The 21,693-nt window shown below is 68.6% G+C and carries 17 protein-coding genes and 1 pseudogene; 6 read left to right on the top strand and 12 right to left on the bottom strand.

Features of this window, described 5'->3' with window-relative positions:
* Positions 1-8: 8 nt before the first annotated feature.
* Complete coding sequence (locus ACIOHP_RS09045) at positions 9-2,957, bottom strand: beta-galactosidase (protein WP_401884824.1); 2,949 nt, start codon at positions 2,955-2,957, stop codon at positions 9-11.
* 93 nt (positions 2,958-3,050) lie between these two features.
* Between ACIOHP_RS09045 and ACIOHP_RS09040 the strand changes: the two genes are divergently transcribed.
* A complete protein-coding gene (locus ACIOHP_RS09040; protein ID WP_307031341.1) occupies positions 3,051-3,509 on the top strand; it encodes an Rrf2 family transcriptional regulator in 459 nt (152 codons plus the stop codon).
* A 128-nt stretch (positions 3,510-3,637) separates the two neighbouring features.
* Positions 3,638-4,546: a sulfite exporter TauE/SafE family protein gene (locus ACIOHP_RS09035; RefSeq protein WP_401884819.1), complete on the top strand. Its 909-nt coding sequence runs from the start codon at positions 3,638-3,640 to the stop codon at positions 4,544-4,546.
* Between the two features lie 45 nt (positions 4,547-4,591).
* On the opposite strand, the pseudogene ACIOHP_RS09030 reads toward ACIOHP_RS09035, so the two are convergent.
* Positions 4,592-4,982, bottom strand: a pseudogene (locus ACIOHP_RS09030) (protocatechuate dioxygenase); the annotation flags it as partial.
* Positions 4,983-5,279: 297 nt separating this feature from the next.
* On the opposite strand from ACIOHP_RS09030, the gene ACIOHP_RS09025 reads away from it, so the two are divergent.
* Positions 5,280-5,930 (top strand): DUF4360 domain-containing protein, encoded by a 651-nt coding sequence (locus ACIOHP_RS09025; RefSeq protein ID WP_351679430.1) that lies wholly within the window; start codon positions 5,280-5,282, stop codon positions 5,928-5,930.
* 78 nt (positions 5,931-6,008) lie between these two features.
* Here ACIOHP_RS09025 and ACIOHP_RS09020 read toward each other — a convergent pair whose 3' ends face one another.
* Positions 6,009-6,776 (bottom strand): intradiol ring-cleavage dioxygenase, encoded by a 768-nt coding sequence (locus ACIOHP_RS09020; RefSeq protein WP_401884815.1) that lies wholly within the window; start codon positions 6,774-6,776, stop codon positions 6,009-6,011.
* A gap of 181 nt (positions 6,777-6,957) precedes the next feature.
* Here ACIOHP_RS09020 and ACIOHP_RS09015 point away from each other — a divergent pair, with 181 nt between their 5' ends.
* Positions 6,958-8,310 (top strand): DUF3500 domain-containing protein, encoded by a 1,353-nt coding sequence (locus tag ACIOHP_RS09015; protein WP_401884813.1) that lies wholly within the window; start codon positions 6,958-6,960, stop codon positions 8,308-8,310.
* Positions 8,311-8,367: 57 nt separating this feature from the next.
* On the opposite strand, the gene ACIOHP_RS09010 is transcribed toward ACIOHP_RS09015, so the two are convergent.
* Entirely contained in the window at positions 8,368-8,778 is a 411-nt protein-coding gene (locus tag ACIOHP_RS09010; RefSeq protein WP_361540285.1) for a hypothetical protein, read from the bottom strand.
* 235 nt (positions 8,779-9,013) lie between these two features.
* Between ACIOHP_RS09010 and ACIOHP_RS09005 the strand changes: the two genes are divergently transcribed.
* Positions 9,014-9,985 carry an arabinan endo-1,5-alpha-L-arabinosidase gene (locus ACIOHP_RS09005; protein WP_401884807.1) on the top strand — a complete coding sequence of 324 codons (972 nt, stop codon included), beginning with the start codon at positions 9,014-9,016 and terminating at the stop codon, positions 9,983-9,985.
* Complete coding sequence (locus ACIOHP_RS09000) at positions 9,967-11,400, top strand: family 43 glycosylhydrolase (protein ID WP_401884803.1); 1,434 nt, start codon at positions 9,967-9,969, stop codon at positions 11,398-11,400. The genes ACIOHP_RS09005 and ACIOHP_RS09000 overlap by 19 nt, the downstream gene beginning before the upstream one ends.
* A gap of 31 nt (positions 11,401-11,431) precedes the next feature.
* Here the strand turns inward: ACIOHP_RS09000 and ACIOHP_RS08995 are convergent, their stop codons facing one another.
* The 8 genes from ACIOHP_RS08995 to ACIOHP_RS08960 form a co-directional block, all read right to left on the bottom strand.
* Positions 11,432-12,994 carry a pyridoxal phosphate-dependent aminotransferase gene (locus ACIOHP_RS08995; protein ID WP_401884800.1) on the bottom strand — a complete coding sequence of 521 codons (1,563 nt, stop codon included), beginning with the start codon at positions 12,992-12,994 and terminating at the stop codon, positions 11,432-11,434.
* A 179-nt stretch (positions 12,995-13,173) separates the two neighbouring features.
* Complete coding sequence (locus tag ACIOHP_RS08990) at positions 13,174-14,220, bottom strand: aldose epimerase family protein (RefSeq protein ID WP_401884798.1); 1,047 nt, start codon at positions 14,218-14,220, stop codon at positions 13,174-13,176.
* A gap of 66 nt (positions 14,221-14,286) precedes the next feature.
* Complete coding sequence (gene mmsB / locus ACIOHP_RS08985) at positions 14,287-15,531, bottom strand: multiple monosaccharide ABC transporter permease (RefSeq protein ID WP_327716893.1); 1,245 nt, start codon at positions 15,529-15,531, stop codon at positions 14,287-14,289.
* Positions 15,528-17,078 (bottom strand): multiple monosaccharide ABC transporter ATP-binding protein, encoded by a 1,551-nt coding sequence (gene mmsA, locus ACIOHP_RS08980; RefSeq protein WP_361540275.1) that lies wholly within the window; start codon positions 17,076-17,078, stop codon positions 15,528-15,530. The genes mmsB and mmsA overlap by 4 nt, the downstream gene beginning before the upstream one ends.
* A 44-nt stretch (positions 17,079-17,122) precedes the next feature.
* A complete protein-coding gene (chvE, locus tag ACIOHP_RS08975; protein ID WP_327716891.1) occupies positions 17,123-18,229 on the bottom strand; it encodes a multiple monosaccharide ABC transporter substrate-binding protein in 1,107 nt (368 codons plus the stop codon).
* A 141-nt stretch (positions 18,230-18,370) separates the two neighbouring features.
* Positions 18,371-19,339: a hypothetical protein gene (locus ACIOHP_RS08970; protein ID WP_361540272.1), complete on the bottom strand. Its 969-nt coding sequence runs from the start codon at positions 19,337-19,339 to the stop codon at positions 18,371-18,373.
* 117 nt (positions 19,340-19,456) lie between these two features.
* Complete coding sequence (locus ACIOHP_RS08965) at positions 19,457-20,461, bottom strand: zinc-binding dehydrogenase (protein ID WP_401884790.1); 1,005 nt, start codon at positions 20,459-20,461, stop codon at positions 19,457-19,459.
* Positions 20,458-21,618 (bottom strand): mandelate racemase/muconate lactonizing enzyme family protein, encoded by a 1,161-nt coding sequence (locus tag ACIOHP_RS08960; RefSeq protein WP_361540266.1) that lies wholly within the window; start codon positions 21,616-21,618, stop codon positions 20,458-20,460. Before ACIOHP_RS08960 ends, ACIOHP_RS08965 begins: the two co-directional genes overlap by 4 nt.
* Positions 21,619-21,693 lie beyond the last annotated feature (75 nt).

Raw genomic sequence — 21,693 nt, 5'->3', positions numbered from 1 at the left:
TCTCCTCCTCAGACGTTCTCCACCGTCACTCCGCCCGCCGTCGCGCCCAGCAGTGTCAGCCGTACGTCCTTGGGACCCGCCTCCGTCGTACCGTCCGAAATGACCGCCAGGGCAAGGGTGTTGCCGCCCCTGGTGCGCAGGACGCCGTTCGGGAGGACGAAGGTGTGCTGGGGGCCGACGTCGTTGATGTACTGGCCCATGTTCCAGCCGTTGAGGAAGATTTGCACCCGGTAGGCACGCTTCCGGTCGTCGTCGAGGGTGAGGGCGATCGAGGCGTCGACGCCGGGGTCGACGGACAGCCGGAAGGACGTGCGGTACCAGGTGACGCCCTGCCGCCGCTCCCCGCGCGGCAGCCGCACCGGCTTCCAGTCGCCGTCGTCGTGGCCGGGCAGATGCCAGCCCTCCCGCTCCCCGAACAGGCCGCCGTTGTTCAGCGGCCCGCGCACCGGATCGGCCGCGGCCGCGCCCTGGAGCCGCCAACTCACCTTCGGCGAGGCACCCTTGAACCGTACGGACGTCAGTCCGCGGGCCGCCTTGTGCGTGTCGAGGGACTCGCCGTCCATGTCGTGCTGCATCCGCCGCACGAGGACCGACAGCACATGCTCGTCCCGCTCCCTCAGCTTCTCCGGCACCTCGAAGTCCGCGGTGTCCGTCCATGTGCCCTTCCGGGCCGACTTCTTGTCCGGCACCGGCATCCGGTGGGTGCCCAGCGGTTCCCCGTCCAGCCAGGCCATCAGGAGGCCCTGGGTGCCGGTGCTGTAGGCGAGGGAGACCGACTTCGCGCCCTCGGCGCCGGTGACGCGGCCGCGGTACCAGACGTCGCCGTAGTGGAAGCCGTAGTCGTCCGCGAAGAGCACCGGCTGCCCCTCGGGCACCGGGGTGGTGCTGAACGAGCTCTCCTTGTCGGCCTGTCGCCACGCCGAGTCGTCGAAGTCCGGCGCGGACTCGGGGTTCTCGGTGCGGCGCCGCCAGCCCCTGTCCAGCGCGGGCAGCGACACCGCGCCCACACCGGGCAGGGGCTTCAGGGCGATGAGGCTGTTGGTGGCGCTGACCCGGGTCGGTACCGGCTGCCCGTTCCAGGTGACCTGGCCGATACCGCGCGGCCCCCACACCTCCAGGCCGGTCACCGCGGTCGTGTCACCGGTGAGGTGCACGGTGGAGCCCTCCAGGGTGACGGACCGCACCAGCGACGGGCCGTACACCAGCACCGTCCCGGACGGGGTCTCGTACGGCCACAGCCGCAGCGCGGTCTCGTCGTCGGCGAAGAAGATCAGCAGCGGGCGCCCGGAGCCGCCGTTCTCCACCTTCACGCGGGCCAGCAGGCCCACGCCGAGCGGGGCGGTCACCCGCAGCAGGCCGCGGTCGTAGATCCACGCCGGTTCCGCGTCCAGGCGGGTCGCCGTCGGCTCGTCCGGGCACTCCAGGACGACCTGGGCCATGTCGCCGTGTCGGCCGGAGAAGACGGCGATGTCCTGCCGCCCGGCGGCGACGAACATCGCGAGCTGGGCGGTCGCGTACCTCAACGTCCGCCGTCCGAGCTTCAGTTCGGTGGTGATCAGCCGGGCGTCATGGGCCGGAACGGTCATCGGCACCTCGATGCCGGCGTCCGGCAGGGGTACGGAGACGTCCTCGGCGGAGTCGTTGCGCACGACGTAGACATGGGAGCCCGTGTCGCGGTTGGTCAGGTGGTACACCTTCAGCCGGTCGTCGGGGGACGGCACGCCCCTCGCCCGGTCCAGCTTCGCGAAGTCCGGGACCTGCCGCAGCAGATGACCGAGCTGGTGCATCGGGGCGAGCTTCGCCGTCTGCCGGCGCCCCTCGTCGAGGACCGCCCCGTAGTCGTACGACGTGTAGACCTGCGGTGCGGGCAGCCAGCCCCACGAGGTGCCGCCGAACGTCATGTAGACGTTGTGCAGCGTGATCCCGTTGGCGACGTTGGTGAGATGGAAGCGCCGCTCGTACGCCGCGTCCCGGGTCCGCCGCGACTCCTCGTACCCCTTGCCGTCGAACGCCGCCCCGCCCCATGGATCGGGCCGGCCGCCGCCGAACTCCGGGAGGAAACCCGGGGTCTTCGGGCTGGCCTTCGCGGCCCGCGCCGGCTGCGTGCCGAAGCGCCCCCAGTCCTGCGGGATCTCGTCCGGCTCCGGATACCCGTCGAAGCCGTACAGCCAGCTCCCCTTCTCCCCACCGGTGTCGAACGACCCGGGCACCCAACGCCCCTGGCGGGTCTTGTCGTTGTGGAAGAGGGGTACGTCGATCCCGTCCGCCCGCACCTTCTTGTACAGGTGGGACATGTAGGCGCGGCCGTCCGCGCCGGTGACGTCGTACGCGTTCTCGATCTGGTAGAGCAGGACCGTGCCCTTGCCCCTGGTGTAGAGGTGCCGGGCGGCGATCGCGTTCACCCGCGTCAACCACTCGTCGGCGTACGACAGATAGGTGGGGTCGGCGGTCCGGGCCCTGCCCTCGGTCGCCGTCAGCCAGCCCGGGAAGCCGCCCGCGTCGACCTCGGCGTTGATGTACGGGCCCGGACGCAGGATCACGTACAGGCCGGTCTCGGCGGCCGTGCGCAGGAACAGGTCCAGGTCGCGGACGCCGGTGAAGTCGTACTCACCGGGCGCGGGGGAGTGGTGGTTCCAGGCGACGTAGACGCTCACCGCGTTGTAGCCGTGTGCGCGCATCTTCTGCAGCACGTCCCGCCACAGCGACGGGCTCGGCAGCCGGAACGGATGCATCTCGCCCGACCACAGGACCAGCCGCCGCCCGTCGACCAGCAGCGAATAGCGGTCGAAGCCGACGGTGTGCGCGCTGCCGTCGGCGGTGGGCGGGCTCGGTGGAGGGCCCGTGGGCGCGAGTCCGGGCAGGGCGGAGGACGGCAGCGCACCGCCACTGCCGGTCAGCGCCAGGCCGAGCGCGGTCGTGCCGGCCAGGGCGCTGAAGGTTCGTCTGCTGAGCTCCACGCGAGCGTCGCCTCCTGTTGTGCCTGCGTTTCCCGGGACGCGAGGGAGGGACCATTCTCCATGCCCGGCGGGGCACGCCTCACAATGGCCCTCATGAGGATCTCGGCACGGGCGGACTACGCGGTACGAGCGGTACTCGAGCTCGCCGTACGACAGGGCGACGGTCCGGTGAAGGCGGAGGCCATCGCCGTCACCCAGGACATTCCGCATAAATTCCTGGAGGGCATCCTCGGTGACCTGCGGCGCGGTGGTGTCGTCGACAGCCGGCGCGGGGGCAACGGCGGTTACCGGCTGGCCCGTGACGCGGCGAAGATCACGGTCGCGGATGTGATCCGGACCGTGGACGGCCCCATCGTCTCCGTCCGAGGTGAACGCCCCACCGAACTCGCCTACACCGGTTCGGCCCAGCCGCTGCTGCCCCTGTGGATCGCGCTGCGCGCCAATGTGCGCCGCATCCTGGAGGGCGTCACCATCGCCGACATCGCGGCGGACGCCCTGCCGGGGCCGGTGCAGGCGCTGGCGGCGGAGCCTGCGGCCTGGGAGAACCCGTAGCGCCCCTGTCTGTGAGTGCGCTCATCCGGGTCTCAGGCTGTCCTCAGTTTGACGCCCTACCGTCGCGTCCCGTTCATCCCTGCCTCCCCGGTGGGAAAGCCAGGAAACGACGGACGGGACCTCCCCCCATGCGCACGCTGATACTGCTCGCCCTCGCGGGCCTGGGCGCCCAGCTCGTGGACGGCAGCCTCGGCATGGCCTACGGCGTGACCTCCACCACCCTGCTCCTCGCCCTGGGCACCAGCCCGGCCGCGGCCTCCGCGACGGTCCATCTCGCCGAGATCGGTACGACGCTGATGTCCGGCGCCTCGCACTGGCGCTTCGGCAACGTCGACTGGAAGGTCGTCGCCAGGATCGGCGTCCCGGGCGCGATCGGCTCGTTCCTCGGCGCGACGGTCCTGTCGTCGTTGTCGACCGAGGTCGCCGAGCCGGTGATGTCCCTGATCCTGCTGGGTCTCGGTCTGTACGTCATGTCCCGCTTCACCTTCCGGGGCCTGCCCGCCGAGAATCTCGGCAAGCCGCTGCGGAAGCGGTTCCTGTCCCCGCTGGGCCTGGTCGCCGGGTTCCTCGACGCGACCGGGGGCGGCGGCTGGGGTCCGGTCGGTACGCCCGCGCTGCTGGCGAGCGGGCGGATGGAGCCGCGCAAGGTGATCGGCTCGATCGACACCAGCGAGTTCCTGGTCGCCGTCGCGGCGAGCCTGGGCTTTCTCCTCTCCCTCGGCTCCCAGGGCCTCGACCGGTACTGGGTCCTCGCCTTCCTGCTCGGCGGTCTGGTCGCCGCGCCGGTCGCCGCCTGGCTGGTCCGGCTGGTCCCGCCGCGGGTCCTGGGCTCCGCGGTGGGTGGCGTCATCATCGTCACCAACGTCCGTACGCTGCTCAGGAGCGACTGGATCGGCGCGAGCGGTTGGGTGAGCGCCGTGGTGTACGTCGTCCTCTACGCGGTGTGGGCCGCCGCCCTGACGTACTCGATCCGTGCCCACCGTCAGGAGAAGGCGGCGGGGACCGAGCACGCCGAGCGGCAGCCCGTCGGCGCCTGAGGGTCGGCTTCCGGCCGTCGGCGCTCGCCCCTCGGCGACCGACCGTCAGTCGCCGTCGACGCCCACGGTGAGGGTCGCCCGGTAGCCGTCGGACACGCCGGAGCCCAGCGCGGTCAGGGTCGGCAGACCGGAGGAGGCGCCGTCGTCGTAGATGCCGTCGTTCTCCAGCAGGGTCTCCCGGGTGGTGTTCGCGCTGTACGGCGACGCCGCCTGGACCTCGGTGCTGATGTCCTGGTCGAAGAAGAGCTGACCGGTGTGGATGAACTCGCCGCCGGTGAACGAGTCGTCGGTGAGCGTGACGTCCGTGTGCACCCGCATAGGGACGTGCACGGCGCGCGAGACGTAGTGCCCCGGCCAGATCGAGATGATGGTGCCAGATCTCGACCAGGGCGTCGGCGAGCGGGGCGCAGTCGTTCACCACGTCGACGACGGTGAAGGCCGGTGGCCCTTGTCCCTGTGGTGCCGGCCGGACTGCTGCTCCTCGTCGTGCTCGTGGTTTCCCGTCATGCCGGGCGAAGTCAGAGGGCCGGCTGAAGAATTCCTTGATGTGCGGCTGTGAACGAGCTGGGGACGGATTCGTCAACGGCCTCTTATTTTCGCAGAGTTCAGACGCTGTGAAGAAACTGTGAAAAGCGCACCTGTGAATGGCCGGAGTTCGACCTGACCGCGAGGTGTGTCCCTCCCTACGGTCCGGGGTGCAACCAACCACCCCCCAACCCTTCAGGGAGAGACCATGGCTGGTGGACTCCTGCTGGGCGGCGCGCTCGCCGCTCTGCTCACCACCGCACTGCCCGCACAGGGCCCGTCCGACGGGTTCGAGGACCCGCCGCCGGACAAGATCGTCATCAAGGTCGCCACGGTGAACGGCTCCGGCTGTCCGGCCGGTACGACCGCGGTCGCCGTCTCCGAGGACAACACCGCCTTCACGGTGACGTACAGCGACTACCTCGCCCAGGCGGGCGGCAACTCGGACCCGACGGCCTTCCGCAAGAACTGTCAGCTCAACCTGATCGTCCATGTCCCGCAGGGCTTCACGTACGCCATCGCCAGCGCCGACTACCGGGGCTTCGCCGCCCTCCAGTCGGGGGCCAGCGCCACACAGAGGGCGTCGTACTACTTCCAGGGCTCACCCAACACGGCGTCCCGGACGCACCCCTTCAGCGGCCCGTACAACGACAACTGGCAGGCGACCGACACCACCGACTGGGCCCAACTGGTCTGGGCGCCCTGCGGGGTTCAGCGCAACTTCAACATCAACACGGAGCTTCGGGTCAACGCGGGGACGAGCTCCGCGAGCAAGGTCAGCTTCATGACGATGGACTCGACGGACGGGGACATCAGCACGGTGTACCACATGGCGTGGAAGGAGTGTCCGGAGTCGTAGCGCGGCGGATGCAGCGCTCTCCCCGGGTCCCGCCGCCGGCGGCGGGACCCGGGGAGGTGTGGCGGTGTGGGGGTGGGGTCAGCGCTCGATACCGAGGGTCAGGGCCCCGGTATAGCCTGCCGACGGTGAACTCCCCAGCGCGGTGAGGGTCAGGAGGCCGGAGGCGGCGCCTCCTTCGTCGTAGATGGAGTCCTGGGCGAGGGTGGTGCGGGTGACCGTGTTCGCCGAGTACGGCGAGAGCGCGCCGACTCTCGCGGTGATCGTCTCGTCGAAGAAGAGCTGTCCGGTGTGGAGTTCGGTGCCGCCGGTGAAGGAGCCGTCGGAGGTGAGGGTGACGCCGGTGTGCACCTTGACGTGGATGTGGACGCACCGGCCGCGGTACCAACCGGGGTAGACGGTCGTGATGGTGGCGACGCCGCTGGAGTCGGTGAGGACGCCGCCGCGCAGGAAGGTGCCGTTGTCGGGCTCGTTGTGGCCGTTGTTGCCGACGTAGCCGGAGTACTCGCCGAGGGCGTCGCAGTGCCAGATCTCCACGAGGGCGCTGGGGATCACGGCGCAGGTGTCGTCGTCGACGACGGTGAGGGCGAGGTTGAGCCGGAAGCCGGTCTTGTCCTCGCGGATGTCGGCGCGGACGAGCGCGCCGTCCAGGTAGTAGGGACCTTCGGTCATCTCCTTCGTCAGGGTGCAGACGGCCGCGGCGGCGACGGGGGCGGTGTCGGCCGCGTCGGCTGTGGGGGCTTCGGGCGCGGCGGTGGTCACGGCGAGAGCGGCTGCCGTGGCTCCGGTGGCGATCAGCACGGTGCGGCGCCCGATCGGGGTGGGGGTTGCTTCCGAAGTGTCTGTCATGAACACGGCACCGTAGAAAGGGATGCTGTCGGCGGGCTGTCAGTTCGGCAAAGTGACGAGACGTCAAGTTGCTTGTCGGTCAGGGGCTTTGGGGCATCTTCGTGCGGGAGACCGGGGCGCCCACGGGGAACTCACAGGCTTCTCCCATCGGCGCTTCAGGTCGGTCACCGAGTTTGGGCTCATGCACGGACACCGACCCCGCACCCCCGAAACCGAACGCAGCCGCCGCTGGTTCATGAACAAGGCGCTGCTCGCCGGCGGAGTCGCCGCGATGGCGACCATGACCGGATGTTCCTCGAGCTCCTCCGACACCGCGAGCTCCGGTTCCTCGGCCGCCCCCGGCGGCATGCCCTCCGGCGGACCCGGGGGAGGGGGCGGCGGTGGCATGGGCCCCGGCGTCTCCCAGACCAAGTACGCGGACGTCGTGGGCGTCACCACCGACGGAGAGGTCGTCGAGGACCTGTACTCGATCCACTCCACGGACGTCTCCACGGACGCGCTGGTCAAGGCGGCGCAGGCGTTCCTGGACGGCCTCTCCACGAAGGAGCGCACATCCTGCACGTTCGACATCGACGCCGACGAATGGACGGCGTGGAGCAATGTCGACGGCTACGACCGCAAGGGCGTCCGCATGGGCGACCTGACCGAGAAGCAGCGCGACCTCGGCTACGCGCTGCTCGGCAGGGCGCTCTCGGCCGACGGTCTCGCCCGGACGCGCGGCATCATGAAGCTCAACGCGTTCCTGGGCGACTCCAACGGCGGCAACCAGAAGACGCTCACCGAGGGCCACTACTTCTTCACCTTCATGGGCACCCCGTCGACCACCAAGCCGTGGGGCTTCCAGTACGAGGGCCACCACGTCGCCATCAACTACTTCGTCCTGGGCGACCAGGTCGTGATGACACCCACCTTCATGGGCTCGGAGCCGACGACGGCCACCTACAAGGGCGAGAAGATCACCCTCTTCCGGCCGGAGACCAAGGCCGGCCTGGCCATGGTGCGCTCTCTCACCGCCGCACAGCGCGCCAAGGCCGTCTCCTCGCAGTCGAACGGCAACGAGGACATGAAGGCCGGCGCGGGCCAGGACAACCTCAAGCTCGCCTACGAGGGTGTGCCCGGCTCCGGCCTCGGCTCCGCACAGCGCAAGAAGCTGCTGGACCTGGTCGGCGTGTACGTCGGCTACCTCGACGAGGGCCACGCCGAGGTCAAGATGTCCGAGGTGGAGGAGTATCTGGACGACACGTACTTCTTCTGGATGGGTGAGACGGAGGACGACTCCGCGTTCTACTACCGGGTGCACAGTCCGGTCGTCCTCATCGAGTACGACGCCCAGGCTCCGCTCTTCTACAAGGGGGACACCACGTCCGCGAGCCCCAGCGCCTCCGCGAGTTCCGACGGCGGCGGTCCGGGCGGCGGTATGGGCATGGGCGGCGGTACGCCGTCCCAGGAGCACATCCACACCATCGTGCGCACGCCCAACGGCGGTGACTACGGCGTGGATCTGCTGAAGTTGCATCTGGAGAACGACCACTGACGGTCATTCAGGCACGCGTGCCCCCGCTCCGACTCCGGACCGGGGGCGCGACGTGTGTCAGTTCGCGGCGCAGGCCAGGTTCCAGCCGCCGTAGGAGCCGCTGACGAAGGCGCCGTCGTCGACGTGGCCGACGCGGAAGTAGAAGCAGGCGGCCTCGTTCATGTCGGTGTCGTAGACGTAGGCGTTGGACAGGTTCCACCCGGTGTATCCGCCGGTGTAGTCCACGGAGATCTTGGTGTTGCCGGTGGACGGGGTGCCCGTCGTGGGGTTCGTGTACTGGAGGCGCACGCCTTTGCCGTCCGAACAGACGTCAAGGATCCTGAAGGTGTCGCCGTCGGGGTAGAAGTACGCGGCTCCGCAGGAGTTGCTGGAGCTGGCCGTGTCGATGGCGTAGGACGAACCGGCCGCACCGACCACGAGGGCCGCTGCCGCGGCGGCGGACATGGCGAGGTGTCTGAGCTTGGGCATGCCGTGGTCTCCTTGCAGGCAAAGACGGATGGCGCGAGGGGTCTTCACGCGAACTTCACGCTGTGAACGGACTATGCCCCAATGGTTGATCTCCGTACAAGATCTCTTTGGTTGCGAACTCCTGTGAATGTCAGGGCTGTTGACGCGCAAGGGATTCGATTCTACGGTCCGTCCGAATTGACGATCGTCGTCCGGGATTTCGGACGATCTCCCCCCTTCCGTCAAGGAGGTCCGTGTGAGCCGCACCTCGCGCGTCCGAACCACCCTCCTCGCCCTCCCCGCAGCCCTACTGCTGGCCCTGATCCCCAGCAGCGCCTCCGCGTACCCCAACCCCGGGACGGTCACCGGCGCCACCGTCGTCCACGACCCGACGATGATCCGCACATCGGCGGGCCGCTACCTGCTCTACGGCACCGGCGGCGGGCTCGGTTACAGGACCTCGACCGACCGGATCGCCTTCTCGGCCGGGAGCGACGCCTTCACGGCCAAGCCGGGCTGGTGGTCGTCGTACGCCACGGAGGCGTGGGCGCCCGACATCTCGTACCACGGCGGCAAGTACCTGATGTACTACGCCGTCTCGACCTTCGGGTCCAACAAGTCGGCCATCGGACTCGCCGCTTCGACCACCGGCCTGCCCGGCTCCTGGACCGACTACGGCACGGTCTACACCTCCACCACCTCCAGCGACTACAACGCCATCGACCCGAACCTCTTCGTCGACGGCGACGGCAAGTGGTGGCTCTCGTTCGGCAGTTGGTGGACCGGGCTGAAGATGATCCAGATCGACCCCGGCACCGGGAAGCAGCTCTCCTCCAACACCACCCGCTACTCCCTCGCGTCCCGCCCCACCGGGACCAAGGCCGTCGAAGCGCCGTACATCGTCAAGCGCAACGGCTACTACTACCTCTTCGCCTCGTACGACACCTGCTGCGCCGGCACCGGCTCCACGTACAAGGTCAAGGTCGGCCGCGCCACCAGCGTCACCGGGCCGTACTACGACAAGAACGGCGTCTCGATGATGAACAACGGCGGGACACCCGTCCTCGAGTCCCACGGGCGGTACATCGGCCCCGGCGGACAGTCGGTCATGAGCGACTCCGACGGTGACCTGATCGTCTACCACTACTACGACGGCAACGACAACGGCACCCCCAAACTCGGCATCAACCTTCTGAACTGGAGCAGCGGATGGCCCGTCGCCTACTGACCCTGCTGGCCGCGCTGGTCCTCGCCCTCTCACTCGGGCAGTCCTCCGCGAGCGCGGCCTCGTTCGCCAACCCGGTCAAGACGCAGAAGGGCGCCGACCCCTGGATCTCGTACTACAACGGCAACTACTACCTGCTGACGACGAGTTGGACCAACGTCATCACCATGCGGAAGTCCGCCACCCTGGCCGGCCTCGCCACAGCGCCCAACATCCAGGTGTGGACGGGCGACGCCGCCTCGCGCTGCTGCAACATCTGGGCACCGGAGATGCACTTCATCAACGGCAAGTGGTACCTGTACTACGTCGCCGGGCAGAACGTCTCCGACTACAACCCCACCCAGCGCACCCATGTCCTGGAGAGCGCCGGGTCGGACCCGACGGGCCCGTACACCTACAGGAACCAGCTCAACTCCGCCTGGATGCTGGACCCGACGGTCGCGACCGTCAACGGCCAGCTGTATCTGTTCGGCAGCGCGAGCGGCGGCGGCACGCAGAACATCGTCGCGGCCCGGATGTCCAACCCGTACACCCTGGCCACCGGCTTCTCCACCGTCTCGACGCCGACGTACGACTGGGAGCGCAACGGCACGGTCAACGAGGGTCCCGAGATCCTCCAGCGCAACGGCCGGACCTTCCTCGTCTACTCCGGCAGCGGCTGCTGGACCCCCGACTACAAGCTCGGCCAGCTGACCTTGACGGGCTCCGATCCGCTGGCGGCCTCCTCCTGGACGAAGAAGTCCACACCGGTCTTCCAGCGCAACGACTCGGCGGGCGTCTACGGCCCGGGCCACAACGGCTTCTTCACCTCGCCCGACGGCACCGAGAACTGGATCGTCTACCACGCCAACGACTCCGCCTCCGACGGCTGCGACAACGGCCGTACGACCCGCGCGCAGAAGTTCACCTGGAACTCCGACGGCACGCCCAACCTCGGCACGCCGGTCGCGCTGGGGTCCAGCCTGACCGGTCCCTCGGGCGAACCCTCGGCCACCTCCACGACGTACACCATCACCAACCGCAACAGCGGCAAGTGCCTTGATGTCGCCGGGAGTTCGGCGGCCGACGGAGCCAACGTCCAGCAGTACACCTGCGGTGGCGGGAACAACCAGAAGTGGCGCATCGAGGACCAGGGCGACGACACCAGCCGCCTCGTCAACGTGGCCACCGGCAAGGTCCTGGACACCGCCGACTGTTCCAGCGCCGACGGCGCCGACCTGCGCCAGTGGAGCTGGCTGAACAACACCTGCCAGCGCTTCCGCTTCGTCGCCACGGACAACAGCTGGGTGAGAATCGTCAACCAGGCCACCGGCAAGGTGGCGGACGTGGCGAACTGCTCCACGGCGGACGCGGCGGACGTACGCCAGTGGACGTGGCTGAGCAACACCTGCCAACAGTGGAAACTCAACCCGGTCTAGCGACCAGCCCCCACGTGCCCGCGGACGAGACTCAGCCGGTCTGCCCCATCCCCGCCGCGTTGGGCCAACTCTGAGCCTGAGCGTTGGGCCACCCCGACGCGGGGGCGGGCGTCAGCCCGTTCGTCCCCCGCACCTGCGCCGCCGTGAGCCCACCCCGTGCCGGAACCCCGGGCGGGGTGGGCCCCTGAGGCGCGGCGAACGGCGACGGAGCCGCGGCCGCCGGTGCGACCGGCATCTGCGCGGCGGCCGGCATGGGAGCGGGCATCGGCATGGGTGTGGGCATCGGCGTGCCGTACCCGTTCGACTGGTCGTAGGACGCGGCGGCGGCAGCCGGCATCGGCGCGGCGACCGGCATCGGCTGAACCTGCGGAGCGAGCGGCGCCCCCGCGCCGTTCGTGGAGCCGACCAGCCGGTCCACGGCCGCCGTACCCGAGCTGTAGCTGGTCCCGTTGGCCAGCTCGGGCACGGCGGCTCCCCTCCTGGTCCCGTAGAGCACCTGTTCCAGGCCGGACACCAGGCGACGGACGTCCACCTGGGGGCGCACCACGAGTCTCAGGAAGCGGCTGGACGAGCCGATCTTGTTTCCGCACTCGCGGACCAGGATCCGGTGCTCGGTGAGCAGTCGGTCCCGGACCACGGTGCCTTCGGCGCCCACGGGGAGGCGCACGAAGAGGAAGTTGCCCTGCGAGGGGTAGACGGTGAGACCGGGCAGCGAGGCGAGCTGGCTCGACATGTCCAGCCGGTCCCGGTACACCTGCTGAAGGCTCTGCGCGTACTCGGCGCCGTGCTCCTTGAGCATGAACACCACGTACTCGGCGAAGGCGTTGAGGTTCCACTTCGGCAGCATCGAGCGGACCCGGCCGGCGAGCGACGGGTTGGCGACCATGTAGCCGAAGCGGATGCCGTGCAGACCGAAGTTCTTGCCGAGCGAGCGCAGGACGATGACGTTCGGGCGCAGCATGGCCTCCTGCACCACCGACGGCTCCGCCTCCGCGTCGGCGAACTCCAGGAAGCTCTCGTCGATGACGATCAGGTCCAGATCCGCCATCGCGTCCATGAACTGCACGATCGCGTGCTTGTGCAGGAAGCCGCCGTCGGGGTTGTTCGGGTTGCAGATGACGGCCGCGCGGGTCCCCCTGGCCCGGATGAACTCGGCGTACTGGGCGAGGTCCAGGGCGAAGCCGCTGGACTCCTGGAGCGGGAACATGTCGACCCGCTTGCCGGTCTCCATCGGCTGGTCGGTCCAGCGGCCGAAGGTGGGGACGGGGATGGCGAGGGACTCACGGACCAGCAGGTGGTCGATCCAGGTGATGAGTTCGGTCGAGCCGTTGCCCATCGCCACGGCCTGCGGCGGCAGTTGGAGCAGATTGCAGAGCTCGGACGTGATGGTGTCGGCGCTGCTCGGGTAGTACGTGATGATGTCGCGGAGGCGGCTGGACATCTCGTCCCACATCCCCGGTGTGGGGAAATACGGATTGACCGGAATACAGAAGTCGATCGGGCCCGCCCCGTCGCCCGCCGCCCGCGTCAGCGCCGCCATCGACGGGCTGTGTGCCGCGGTGGCTCGGAACAGCGAGGTGACGTTCTCGGCCATGGAACCTCCGTATGGGGCGGACCCGGTGGGGACGACCGGGACCGTCGTCTTTAGGTGGCCCGCGCGGGGGAGCACGGGCCGCCCATACATACGAAGGCTGCGGTGGCGCTGTTCAACCGCTGAGAAACCGGTAAGAAATTGTGTGCCACCTGTGAAGGAGTTTCACAGGTGGCACGGTGTCACGCGTGGAACGAGTGAATCGTCGTCGTGCGGTACGTCTCGCCCGGTCGCAGCACGGTCGAGGGGAACGACGGATGGTTCGGGGAGTCAGGATAGTGCTGTGTCTCCAGGCACAGCGCATCGCCCTGACGGTAGCTGCGTCCGCCCGGTCCGACCAGGGTGCCGTCGAGGAAGTTGCCCGAGTAGAACTGCAGGCCCGGCTCGCTGGTGGCGATCCTCAGAGTGCGCCCGGAGGACGGTTCGTGGAGGGTCGCGACGGGCTCCGGCCCGGCCGTGACGCCCTTGTCCAGCACCCAGTTGTGGTCGTAGCCCTTGGCGGCGAGCAGTTGCGGGTGCCCGGCGCGCAGGTCCCGGCCGATCGGCTTGGTCTCGCGGAAGTCGAAGGGGGTGCCCTCGACCGGTGCGACTTCACCGGTCGGGATCAGACCCGGGTCGGTGGGTGTGTAGCGGGACGCGGCGAGCCGGAGCTCGTGGTCCTCGATCGTGCCGCTGCCCGCCCCGGCGAGGTTCCAGTAGACGTGGCTGGTGAGGTTGACGACGGTGGCCCTGTCGGTGGAGGCCTCGTAGTCGATACGCCAGTCGCCGTGCCCGGTGAGGGTGTACGTCACCTTCACCCGGAGCGTGCCCGGGTGGCCCATCTCGCCGTCGGCGGAGGTGTAGGACAGGCGCAGTCCGATGTCGGTGCCGTCGGTGAACGGCTCGATGTCCCACACTCGCCGGTCGAAGCCCTCGGCGCCGCCGTGCAGGCTGTTCTCGCCGTCGTCGACGGACAGTTGGTACGTCTCGCCGTCCAGGGTGTAGCGGCCCTTGCCGATGCGGTTGCCGTAGCGGCCGATCAGCGCCCCGAAGTACGGGCTGGCGGCGACGTACTCCTGGATCCGGGCGAAGCCGAGACAGACGTCGGCGTACCGGCCGTGCCGGTCGGGGACCTCCAGGGACTGCACGATCCCGCCGTAGGACAGGACCTTCAGACGGGTGCCGCCGTTCTCCAGCGACCAGCGGTGGATCTCGGTGCCGTCGGCGAGCTCGCCGAAGAGTTCCTTCACCGGTGCTTGTCTCCTCCCATGGGAAGGGCCCCGCCTTGCGACGGGGCCCGATCCGGTCGATCCGGTCTACGAACCGGACTTGCGCTTGTTCCAGACGTCGAAGCCGACCGCGGCCAGCAGGGCCATGCCCTTGATGACCTGCTGCCAGTCGGAGCCGACGCTGAGGAGGTTCATGCCGTTGTTCAGGACGCCGAGGACGAGACCGCCGATGATCGCGCCGAGGACGGTGCCGACACCGCCGCTCATGGACGCGCCGCCGATGAACGCCGAGGCGATGGCCTCGAGTTCGTAGTTCAGACCCGCCTTCGGGGAGGCCGCGTTCAGTCGCGCGGCGATCGCCAGACCCGCCAGGGCCGCGAGCGCGCCCATGTTCAGGAAGACGAGGAAGACGACCTTCTTGTCCTTCACACCCGACAGCTTCGCCGCCGGCAGGTTGCCGCCGATCGCGTAGATGTGACGGCCGAAGACGGCGTTGCGCATGAGGTAGCCGTAGCCGACGACCAGCCCGCCCAGGATGAGGAGGATGATCGGCGCGCCCTTGTAGCTGGCGAGCAGCATCGTCACGACGAGGACCGCGGCGACGATCGAGACGAGCTTCAGCAGGAAGAGGTTGCGCGGCACCACGTCCAGGGCGAACTCCTGCTGGCGCTTGCGGTCCCGGATCTCCTGGAGGACCACGAAGACGATCAGGACCAGGCCGAGCAGCAGCGTGATGTTGTGGTAGTTGGTGTCCGGGCCCGTCTCCGGCAGGAAGCCGTTGCCCATCTTCTCCAGGCCGCTCGGGAACGGGCTGAGAGTCTGGCCTTCCAGCAGGATCTCGGTGAAGCCACGGAAGATCAGCATGCCGGCGAGGGTGACGATGAACGACGGTATGCCGAGATACGCGATGAAGAAGCCCTGGATGCCGCCCGCCACCGCGCCGACCACCAGGCTCAGCGCCACCGCGACCGGCCACGACACGTTGTGCTGCACGGTCAGCACGGCCGCGAACGCGCCCACGAACGCCGTCAACGAGCCGACCGACAGGTCGATGTGGCCCGAGATGATGACCAGCATCATGCCGATCGCGAGGATCAGGACGTAGGCGTTCTGGAGGACCAGGTTGGAGACGTTGCGCGGCTCCAGCAGGACGCCGTCGGTCCAGACGGCGAAGAGGGCGACGATCAGGCCGAGGGCGATCAGCATGCCGTACTGGCGCATGTTGCGGCGCAGGCCGTCCAGCATCAGCTGCAGCAACCCGCTGTCGGAGGACGGTCCTCCGCTCTTGCCGGGCGGGACCACCGCCGGGCTCTTGGTCACGTCGGTGCTCATCGGGTTACCTCTTTGTCCTTGGTCATCTGGCGCATCAACGATTCCTGCGAGGCCTCTTCCCGAGAGAACTCGCCGGTCAGCCGGCCGGCGGCCATCGTGTAGATGCGGTCGCACATGCCGAGCAGTTCCGGCAGCTCGGACGAGATGAAGACGACCGCCTTGCCCTGGGCGGCCAGCTGGTCGATGACGGTGTAGATCTCGAACTTGGCGCCCACGTCGATGCCACGCGTGGGCTCGTCCAGGATCAGCACATCGGGACCCGCGAAGATCCACTTGCTGAGGACGACCTTCTGCTGGTTGCCGCCGGACAGCTTGCCCACCGGCTCGAAGACGGTCGGCGCCTTGATGTTCATGGTCTTGCGGAAGCCCTCGGCGACCTTCCGCTCCTCGTGCTCGTCGACGATCCCCCGCTTGGCCACCTTGCCCAGCGCGCTGAGCGAGATGTTGCGGTTGATGGTGTCGATGAGGTTGAGGCCGTAGTGCTTGCGGTCCTCGGTGACGTACGCGATGCCGTGTCCGACCGCCTCGGACACGGTCTTGGTACGGATCTCCGTGCCGTCCTTGAGGACGGTGCCGCCCGCGTGCCGGCCGTAGGAGCGGCCGAAGACGCTCATGGCGAGTTCGGTACGTCCCGCACCCATCAGGCCCGCGATGCCGACGATCTCCCCGCGCTTGACGTTGATCGACACGTCGTCGACCACCTTGCGCGCCTGGTCGATCGGGTGGTGCACGGTCCAGTCCCGGATCTCGAGCGCCGGGGCCTCTTCCGACTCGCCCTTGTACGCGGTGCGTTCGGGGAAGCGGTGGTCGAGGTCGCGGCCGACCATGCCGGAGATGATCCGGTCCTCGCTGGTGCTCTCGGCCTTCACGTCGAGCGTCTCGATCGTCTGCCCGTCGCGCAGGATGGTCACCGAGTCGGCGACCTTGCGGATCTCGTTGAGCTTGTGGGAGATGATGATCGAGGTGATGCCCTGCTTCTTCAACTCCAGGATGAGATCCAGGAGTTTGCCGCTGTCCTCGTCGTTGAGAGCCGCGGTCGGCTCGTCGAGGATGAGCAGCTTCACCTTCTTCGAGAGCGCCTTGGCGATCTCCACGAGCTGCTGCTTGCCCACGCCGATGTCGGCGACGCGGGTCTCCGGGTGGTCACTCAGACCGACCCGGCGCAGCAGCTCACTGGCGTGCCGCAGGGTCTCGCGCCAGTCGATGAGCCCGCCCTTGGCGTGCTCGTTGCCGAGGAAGATGTTCTCCGCGAGGGAGAGGTAGGGCACCAGCGCGAGTTCCTGGTGGATGATCACGATGCCGCGATCCTCGCTCGCGCGGATGTCCTTGAACGCGCAGCTCTCTCCCTCGAAGAGGATCTCGCCCTCGTACGTGCCGTGCGGATGGACGCCGGAGAGCACCTTCATCAAGGTGGACTTGCCGGCGCCGTTCTCACCGCAGATGGCGTGGACCTCGCCCTGCCGGACGGTCAGTGTGACGTCCGAGAGCGCTTTGACACCGGGAAAGGTCTTGACGATCGAGCGCATTTCCAGGACGGGTCCCGCCATGGTCGTGCCTTCCAATCTCTGTTCTGTCTACAGGCGGTGCAGGACTACTTGAGGTCGCCCTCGGTGTAGTAGCCGCCGTCGACCAGGACCTGCTTGTAGTTGCTCTTGTCGACGCTCACCGGCTTCAGGAGGAAGGCGGGGACGACCTTGGAGCCGTTGTCGTAGGTCTTGGTGTCGTTGGTCTCCGGCTTCTTGCCGTTCAGGACCGCGTCGACCATGCTGCCGGCGACCTTGGCGAGCTCACGGGTGTCCTTGTAGACGGTCTGCGTCTGCTGGCCCGCGATGATCGACTTCACCGAGGCGAGCTCGGCGTCCTGGCCGGTGAGGACCGGGAGCGGCTTGGCCTTGGTGCCGTAGCCGTCGGACTTCAGCGCCGACAGGATGCCGATCGAGATGCCGTCGTACGGCGAGAGGACCGCGTCGACCTTCTTGCTGGAGTACGACTTGGTGAGGATGTCGTCCATGCGCTTCTGCGCCGTGGCGCCGTCCCAGCGCAGCGTGGTGACCTGGGTGAGGCCGGTCTGGCCGGACTGGACGACCAGCTTCTTGCTGTCGATGTACGGCTTCAGGACGCTCATCGCGCCGCCGAAGAAGTACTTCGTGTTGTTGTCGTCGTTGGAGCCGGCGAACAGCTCGATGTTGAAGGGGCCCTTGCCCTCCTTCAGACCGAGCTTCTCGACGATGTAGTTGGCCTGGAGCTCGCCGACCTTGGTGTTGTCGAAGGACGCGTAGTAGTCGACGTTGGCCGTGCCGAGGATGAGGCGGTCGTAGGCGATGACCGGGATGTTGGCGTCCTTGGCCTGCTGGAGCACGCCGTTGAGGGACTTGTTGTCGATCGCCGCGACGATGATCGCCTTGACGCCCTTGGTGATCAGGTTCTCGATCTGCGAGACCTGGTTCTCCGGGTCGTCCTCGCCGTAGACCAGGCTGGTCTTGTAGCCCTTGGCCTCCAGGTCCGCCACGACGTTCTTGCCGTCGGCGATCCAGCGCTCGGAGGACTTGGTCGGCATCGAGATGCCGATGGTGCCGCCCTTGGCGCTGCCCGATTCCTCCGCACTGCCCCCTTCGCTGTCCTGGCCGCAGGCGGACAGGGTGAGGGCGAGGACGGCCGAGGTGGCTATGGCGGAGAGGGCGGCTCTACGGTTCAGCATGATCATCTTCCTTGATGTTCTAGAGGCCATGGGGCGATCCGGCGGTGCGGGCGCCTGTCGGTGGTGCGGGTCGACCGAGAGAAGTTGTGTCGGAGTCTGTGTGACTCCGTGGACTTCTGTGAAGGGGCGTTGTCCGGAACGTTATGCAGGCGTTTCGAATCGCTTGAGCGCGCCCGGCAGTCGCGAGCCGAGCGGCGCCATGTCGCCGTCCGCTCCATGCCGTGCGAGCAGGTCCAGGGCGAGCCGTCCGCGCCGCACTCTTTCCTTGGCGGTGGACAGCGTGAGCTCGCGCATGTGATGCCCGTACGGGTAGATCCCCGGGGCCTTCGACAGGCCGAACTTCAGATAGAGCGGTGCGCCGCGCCGGATCAGCTCGGCGACCTCGTACATCCGCACATAGCCGCCGAGATCGTCGGGGGCCTCGATGTACATGTCCATGGGAGCGCCCGACACCCGGCGGATCTCGGTGAGGTGATCCAGTGTCAGGTCGCTGGGCACGTTGATCGAGTCGCCGCCGAGGTTCTCGTAGACGGCGTACGCGGCCGGGTTCACCGGTCCGATCAGCGCCGACACCTTGAGGGTCGTGTCGGCCGGGATGATCCCGGCGACCCGCGCCCGGTGCAGCGCCCACAGCACGCCCTCGTCGGCGACGAGGAGGCACTGCACACCCAGCTCGGTGGCGCGGACAGCGTCCTCGACACACCCGGCGACCGCGTCGTGCCCCCGGGCACGCAGCCCGCCGCCCCGGGAGTCGGTCCGGGTCGAGCCGCCGATGTCCCAGGTGCCGCGGGGGCCGGTGAACAGGCAGAGCTCGATGTCGCGCTCGGCGGTCGCCTCCACCATCTCGGTGATCTCGGCGTCGGTGAGCATCCACACGCCGCTGCCCTGGCTGACCCGGTGCACCGGCACATCGAGCCGCGAGGTCTCCTTGAGGACCACGGCGAGGGCCTCGGGGCCTTCCACGGAGGGCACTTCGGTGCGCCAGCGTCCGCCTCCGGGGAAGGAGTGCGGGGAGGCGTCGGCGGGATCGTGCGCGGGCGCGTTCAGGCCGAGCGCAGCGAGCGCCTGCTCACCGGGTCGTCGGGCCGCGCTGGCGGTGGTGTCGGTCACAAGCTGTCCTTCAGGTTCGATATTTCGGACGAGGGTCGCGGCTCTGGGGAAGGCCTTGGGTGTACGCCGGTACGAAGTCGTCAGGTACCCCGCACCGGCGTACGGCTCAGAGGTGTGTCACGGTCGCAGGAGGACCTTGCCGACCTTCGGGTCGCCGGACCCCACCAAGTCGATGGCCTGCGCGAACTCATCCAGCGGCAGCTCGTGCGTGACGAGCGGCAGCGGATCGAGCAGCCCGGCCCCGAAGACCCGCACGGTGTGCGCCCAGGCGTCCGGCGGTGCCCCGAACACGGTGTGCACCTCCAGCTGCCGTACGACGAGATCGGTCGGGTCGAGGCCGTCGGCACCCGGCGCCGGGATACCCGTGAGGACGAGCCGGCCACCGCGCCTGAGCAGCGCGGCCGCGGTGTTCGCGGCGGAGGCCGACCCTGCGGTCTCGATGACGACGTCGAAGTCGTCGGGCAGTTCCTGGTCCCGGGTGCGGAAGTCGGTGGCGCCGAACTTCTTCGACAACTCCGCACGGTCCGGGCGGGTACCGACCACCAGCAGCTCCGAGGGCGAACCCGCCTTCAGGAACTGCACGGCGAACATCCCGAGCGTGCCCGTGCCCACCACGGCGACCCGCTCACCGGGCCGCGCGTTCGCCTTGAGCGCGGCGGCCGCGATGCACGCGGCGGGCTCCAGAAGTGCCGCCGCCGTCAGGTCGGCGTCGTCCGGGAGGGCGTGCAGCAGCCGGGCCGGCAGCGTGAGCGTGGTGGCCATGGCACCGGGCTGGGTGAACCCGGTCTCCTCGTAGCCCGCCGTGCACAGCGTGGTCTCGCCCGCGTGGCAGCGGTCGCAGACCTGGCAGTTGCGAAAGCCCTCGCCCACCACCTTGCGGCCGACCAGCGAGGCCGGAACCCCGGAGCCCACCGCCTCGACCGTGCCCGACCACTCGTGGCCGGGGGTGAGCGGGTAACGGACGTACCCCTCGGGCCGGTTGCCCTGGTACACCTCGCGGTCGCTGCCGCAGATGCCGACCGCGTGGACGCGGACCAGGGCCTCCCCGGCAGCGGGCTCGCGAGGGGTGTGCTCGACGAGCTCGTGCTCGCCCGGCGCCGCGACGACGACGGCGGTGCTCACTGCGCGGTGCCCTTCGGCTTGCGCTGCTCCCAGCCGTCGGCCCACAGGTCGAAGCGGGCCTGCTGCTGCGGGAACTCGGCGGCGGCGTCGACGTCCAGCTCGACTCCGAGGCCGGGGGCGTCGGAGAGGTGGAAGTAGCCGTCCACGACCTGCGGGGCGCCCTTGACGACCTTCTTGATGTCCGCGTCGGCGAAATCGTTGAAGTGCTCGAGGATCTTGAAGTTCGGCGCGGTGAAACCGACCTGGAGCGAGGCGGCGGTCAGTACCGGCCCGCCCACGTTGTGGGGCGCGACCAGCATGTAGTGGGTCTCGGCGGTCGCGGCCAGCTTCCGGGTCTCCCAGATGCCGCCGATGTGGCCGACGTCGGGCTGGATGATGTCCACGGCCTGGCTCTCGAAGAGCTCGCGGAACTCGATACGGTCGTGGATCCGCTCACCGGTGGCGACCGGCATGTCGACCTTGGCGGCGACCTTCTCCAGCGCCTTCAGGTTCTCCGGCGGCACCGGCTCCTCCAGCCACGCGGGCTTGAAGGGGGCGAGGTCCCGGGCCAGGCGCACGGCGGTGGCGGGGGAGAACCGGCCGTGCATCTCCAGCATCAGCTCGGCCTCGGGGCCGATGGCGTCCCGGACGGCCTCGATGAGGGAGACGGCGTACATGCTCTGCTCGTGGTCGAGCTCGAAGTGCCCGGTGCCGAAGGGGTCGATCTTGAGCGCCTTGTACCCGCGCTCCATGACCCCCTGGGCGGCCTTGTGGTAGGCCTCCGGGGTGCGCTCCGTGGTGTACCAGCCGTTGGCGTACGCCTTGACCTTGTCGGTGACCTTGCCGCCGAGCAACTGCCAGACCGGGACGCCCAGGGCCTTGCCCTTGATGTCCCAGCAGGCCATCTCGATCACGGCGATGCCGGACATGACGATCTCGCCGGCCCGCCCGTAGTCGCCGTACTTCATCCGCTTGACGAGGTCCTCGACAGCGAACGGGTCCGACCCGAGAATGTGGTTGGCCTCTGCCTCGTGCAGATAGCCGAGCAGAGCGTCGGTGTGGCCCAGCATGCGGGTCTCGCCGACTCCGGTGAGTCCCTCGTCGGTGTGCACCTGGACGTAGGTCAGGTTGCGCCATGGCGTCCCGACCACGTGCGTGCTGATTCCCGTGATGCGCACGTCAGCTACTCCCTAGACTTTCCAGCTTGTTCGAAATTTCGGCTCACGTTCGAAATGCTGGCCCGACCGTAAGGA

The organism is Streptomyces sp. NPDC087859, assembly GCF_044742595.1.
Taxonomy (GTDB): Bacteria; Actinomycetota; Actinomycetes; order Streptomycetales; family Streptomycetaceae; genus Streptomyces; species Streptomyces canus_F.
Note: the sequence above shows the minus strand (reverse complement) of the source record. Positions and strands in the feature narration are given on the sequence as shown.

Coding starts and splice junctions, on each gene's coding strand:
- ACIOHP_RS09040 (WP_307031341.1), top strand. CDS start 3,051: ATGAGGATCTCGGCACGGGCGGACTACGCGGTACGAGCGGTACTCGAG.
- ACIOHP_RS09035 (WP_401884819.1), top strand. CDS start 3,638: ATGCGCACGCTGATACTGCTCGCCCTCGCGGGCCTGGGCGCCCAGCTC.
- ACIOHP_RS09025 (WP_351679430.1), top strand. CDS start 5,280: ATGGCTGGTGGACTCCTGCTGGGCGGCGCGCTCGCCGCTCTGCTCACC.
- ACIOHP_RS09020 (WP_401884815.1), bottom strand. CDS start 6,776: ATGACAGACACTTCGGAAGCAACCCCCACCCCGATCGGGCGCCGCACC.
- ACIOHP_RS09015 (WP_401884813.1), top strand. CDS start 6,958: ATGCACGGACACCGACCCCGCACCCCCGAAACCGAACGCAGCCGCCGC.
- ACIOHP_RS09010 (WP_361540285.1), bottom strand. CDS start 8,778: ATGCCCAAGCTCAGACACCTCGCCATGTCCGCCGCCGCGGCAGCGGCC.
- ACIOHP_RS09000 (WP_401884803.1), top strand. CDS start 9,967: ATGGCCCGTCGCCTACTGACCCTGCTGGCCGCGCTGGTCCTCGCCCTC.
- ACIOHP_RS08995 (WP_401884800.1), bottom strand. CDS start 12,994: ATGGCCGAGAACGTCACCTCGCTGTTCCGAGCCACCGCGGCACACAGC.
- mmsB (WP_327716893.1), bottom strand. CDS start 15,531: ATGAGCACCGACGTGACCAAGAGCCCGGCGGTGGTCCCGCCCGGCAAG.
- mmsA (WP_361540275.1), bottom strand. CDS start 17,078: ATGGCGGGACCCGTCCTGGAAATGCGCTCGATCGTCAAGACCTTTCCC.
- chvE (WP_327716891.1), bottom strand. CDS start 18,229: ATGCTGAACCGTAGAGCCGCCCTCTCCGCCATAGCCACCTCGGCCGTC.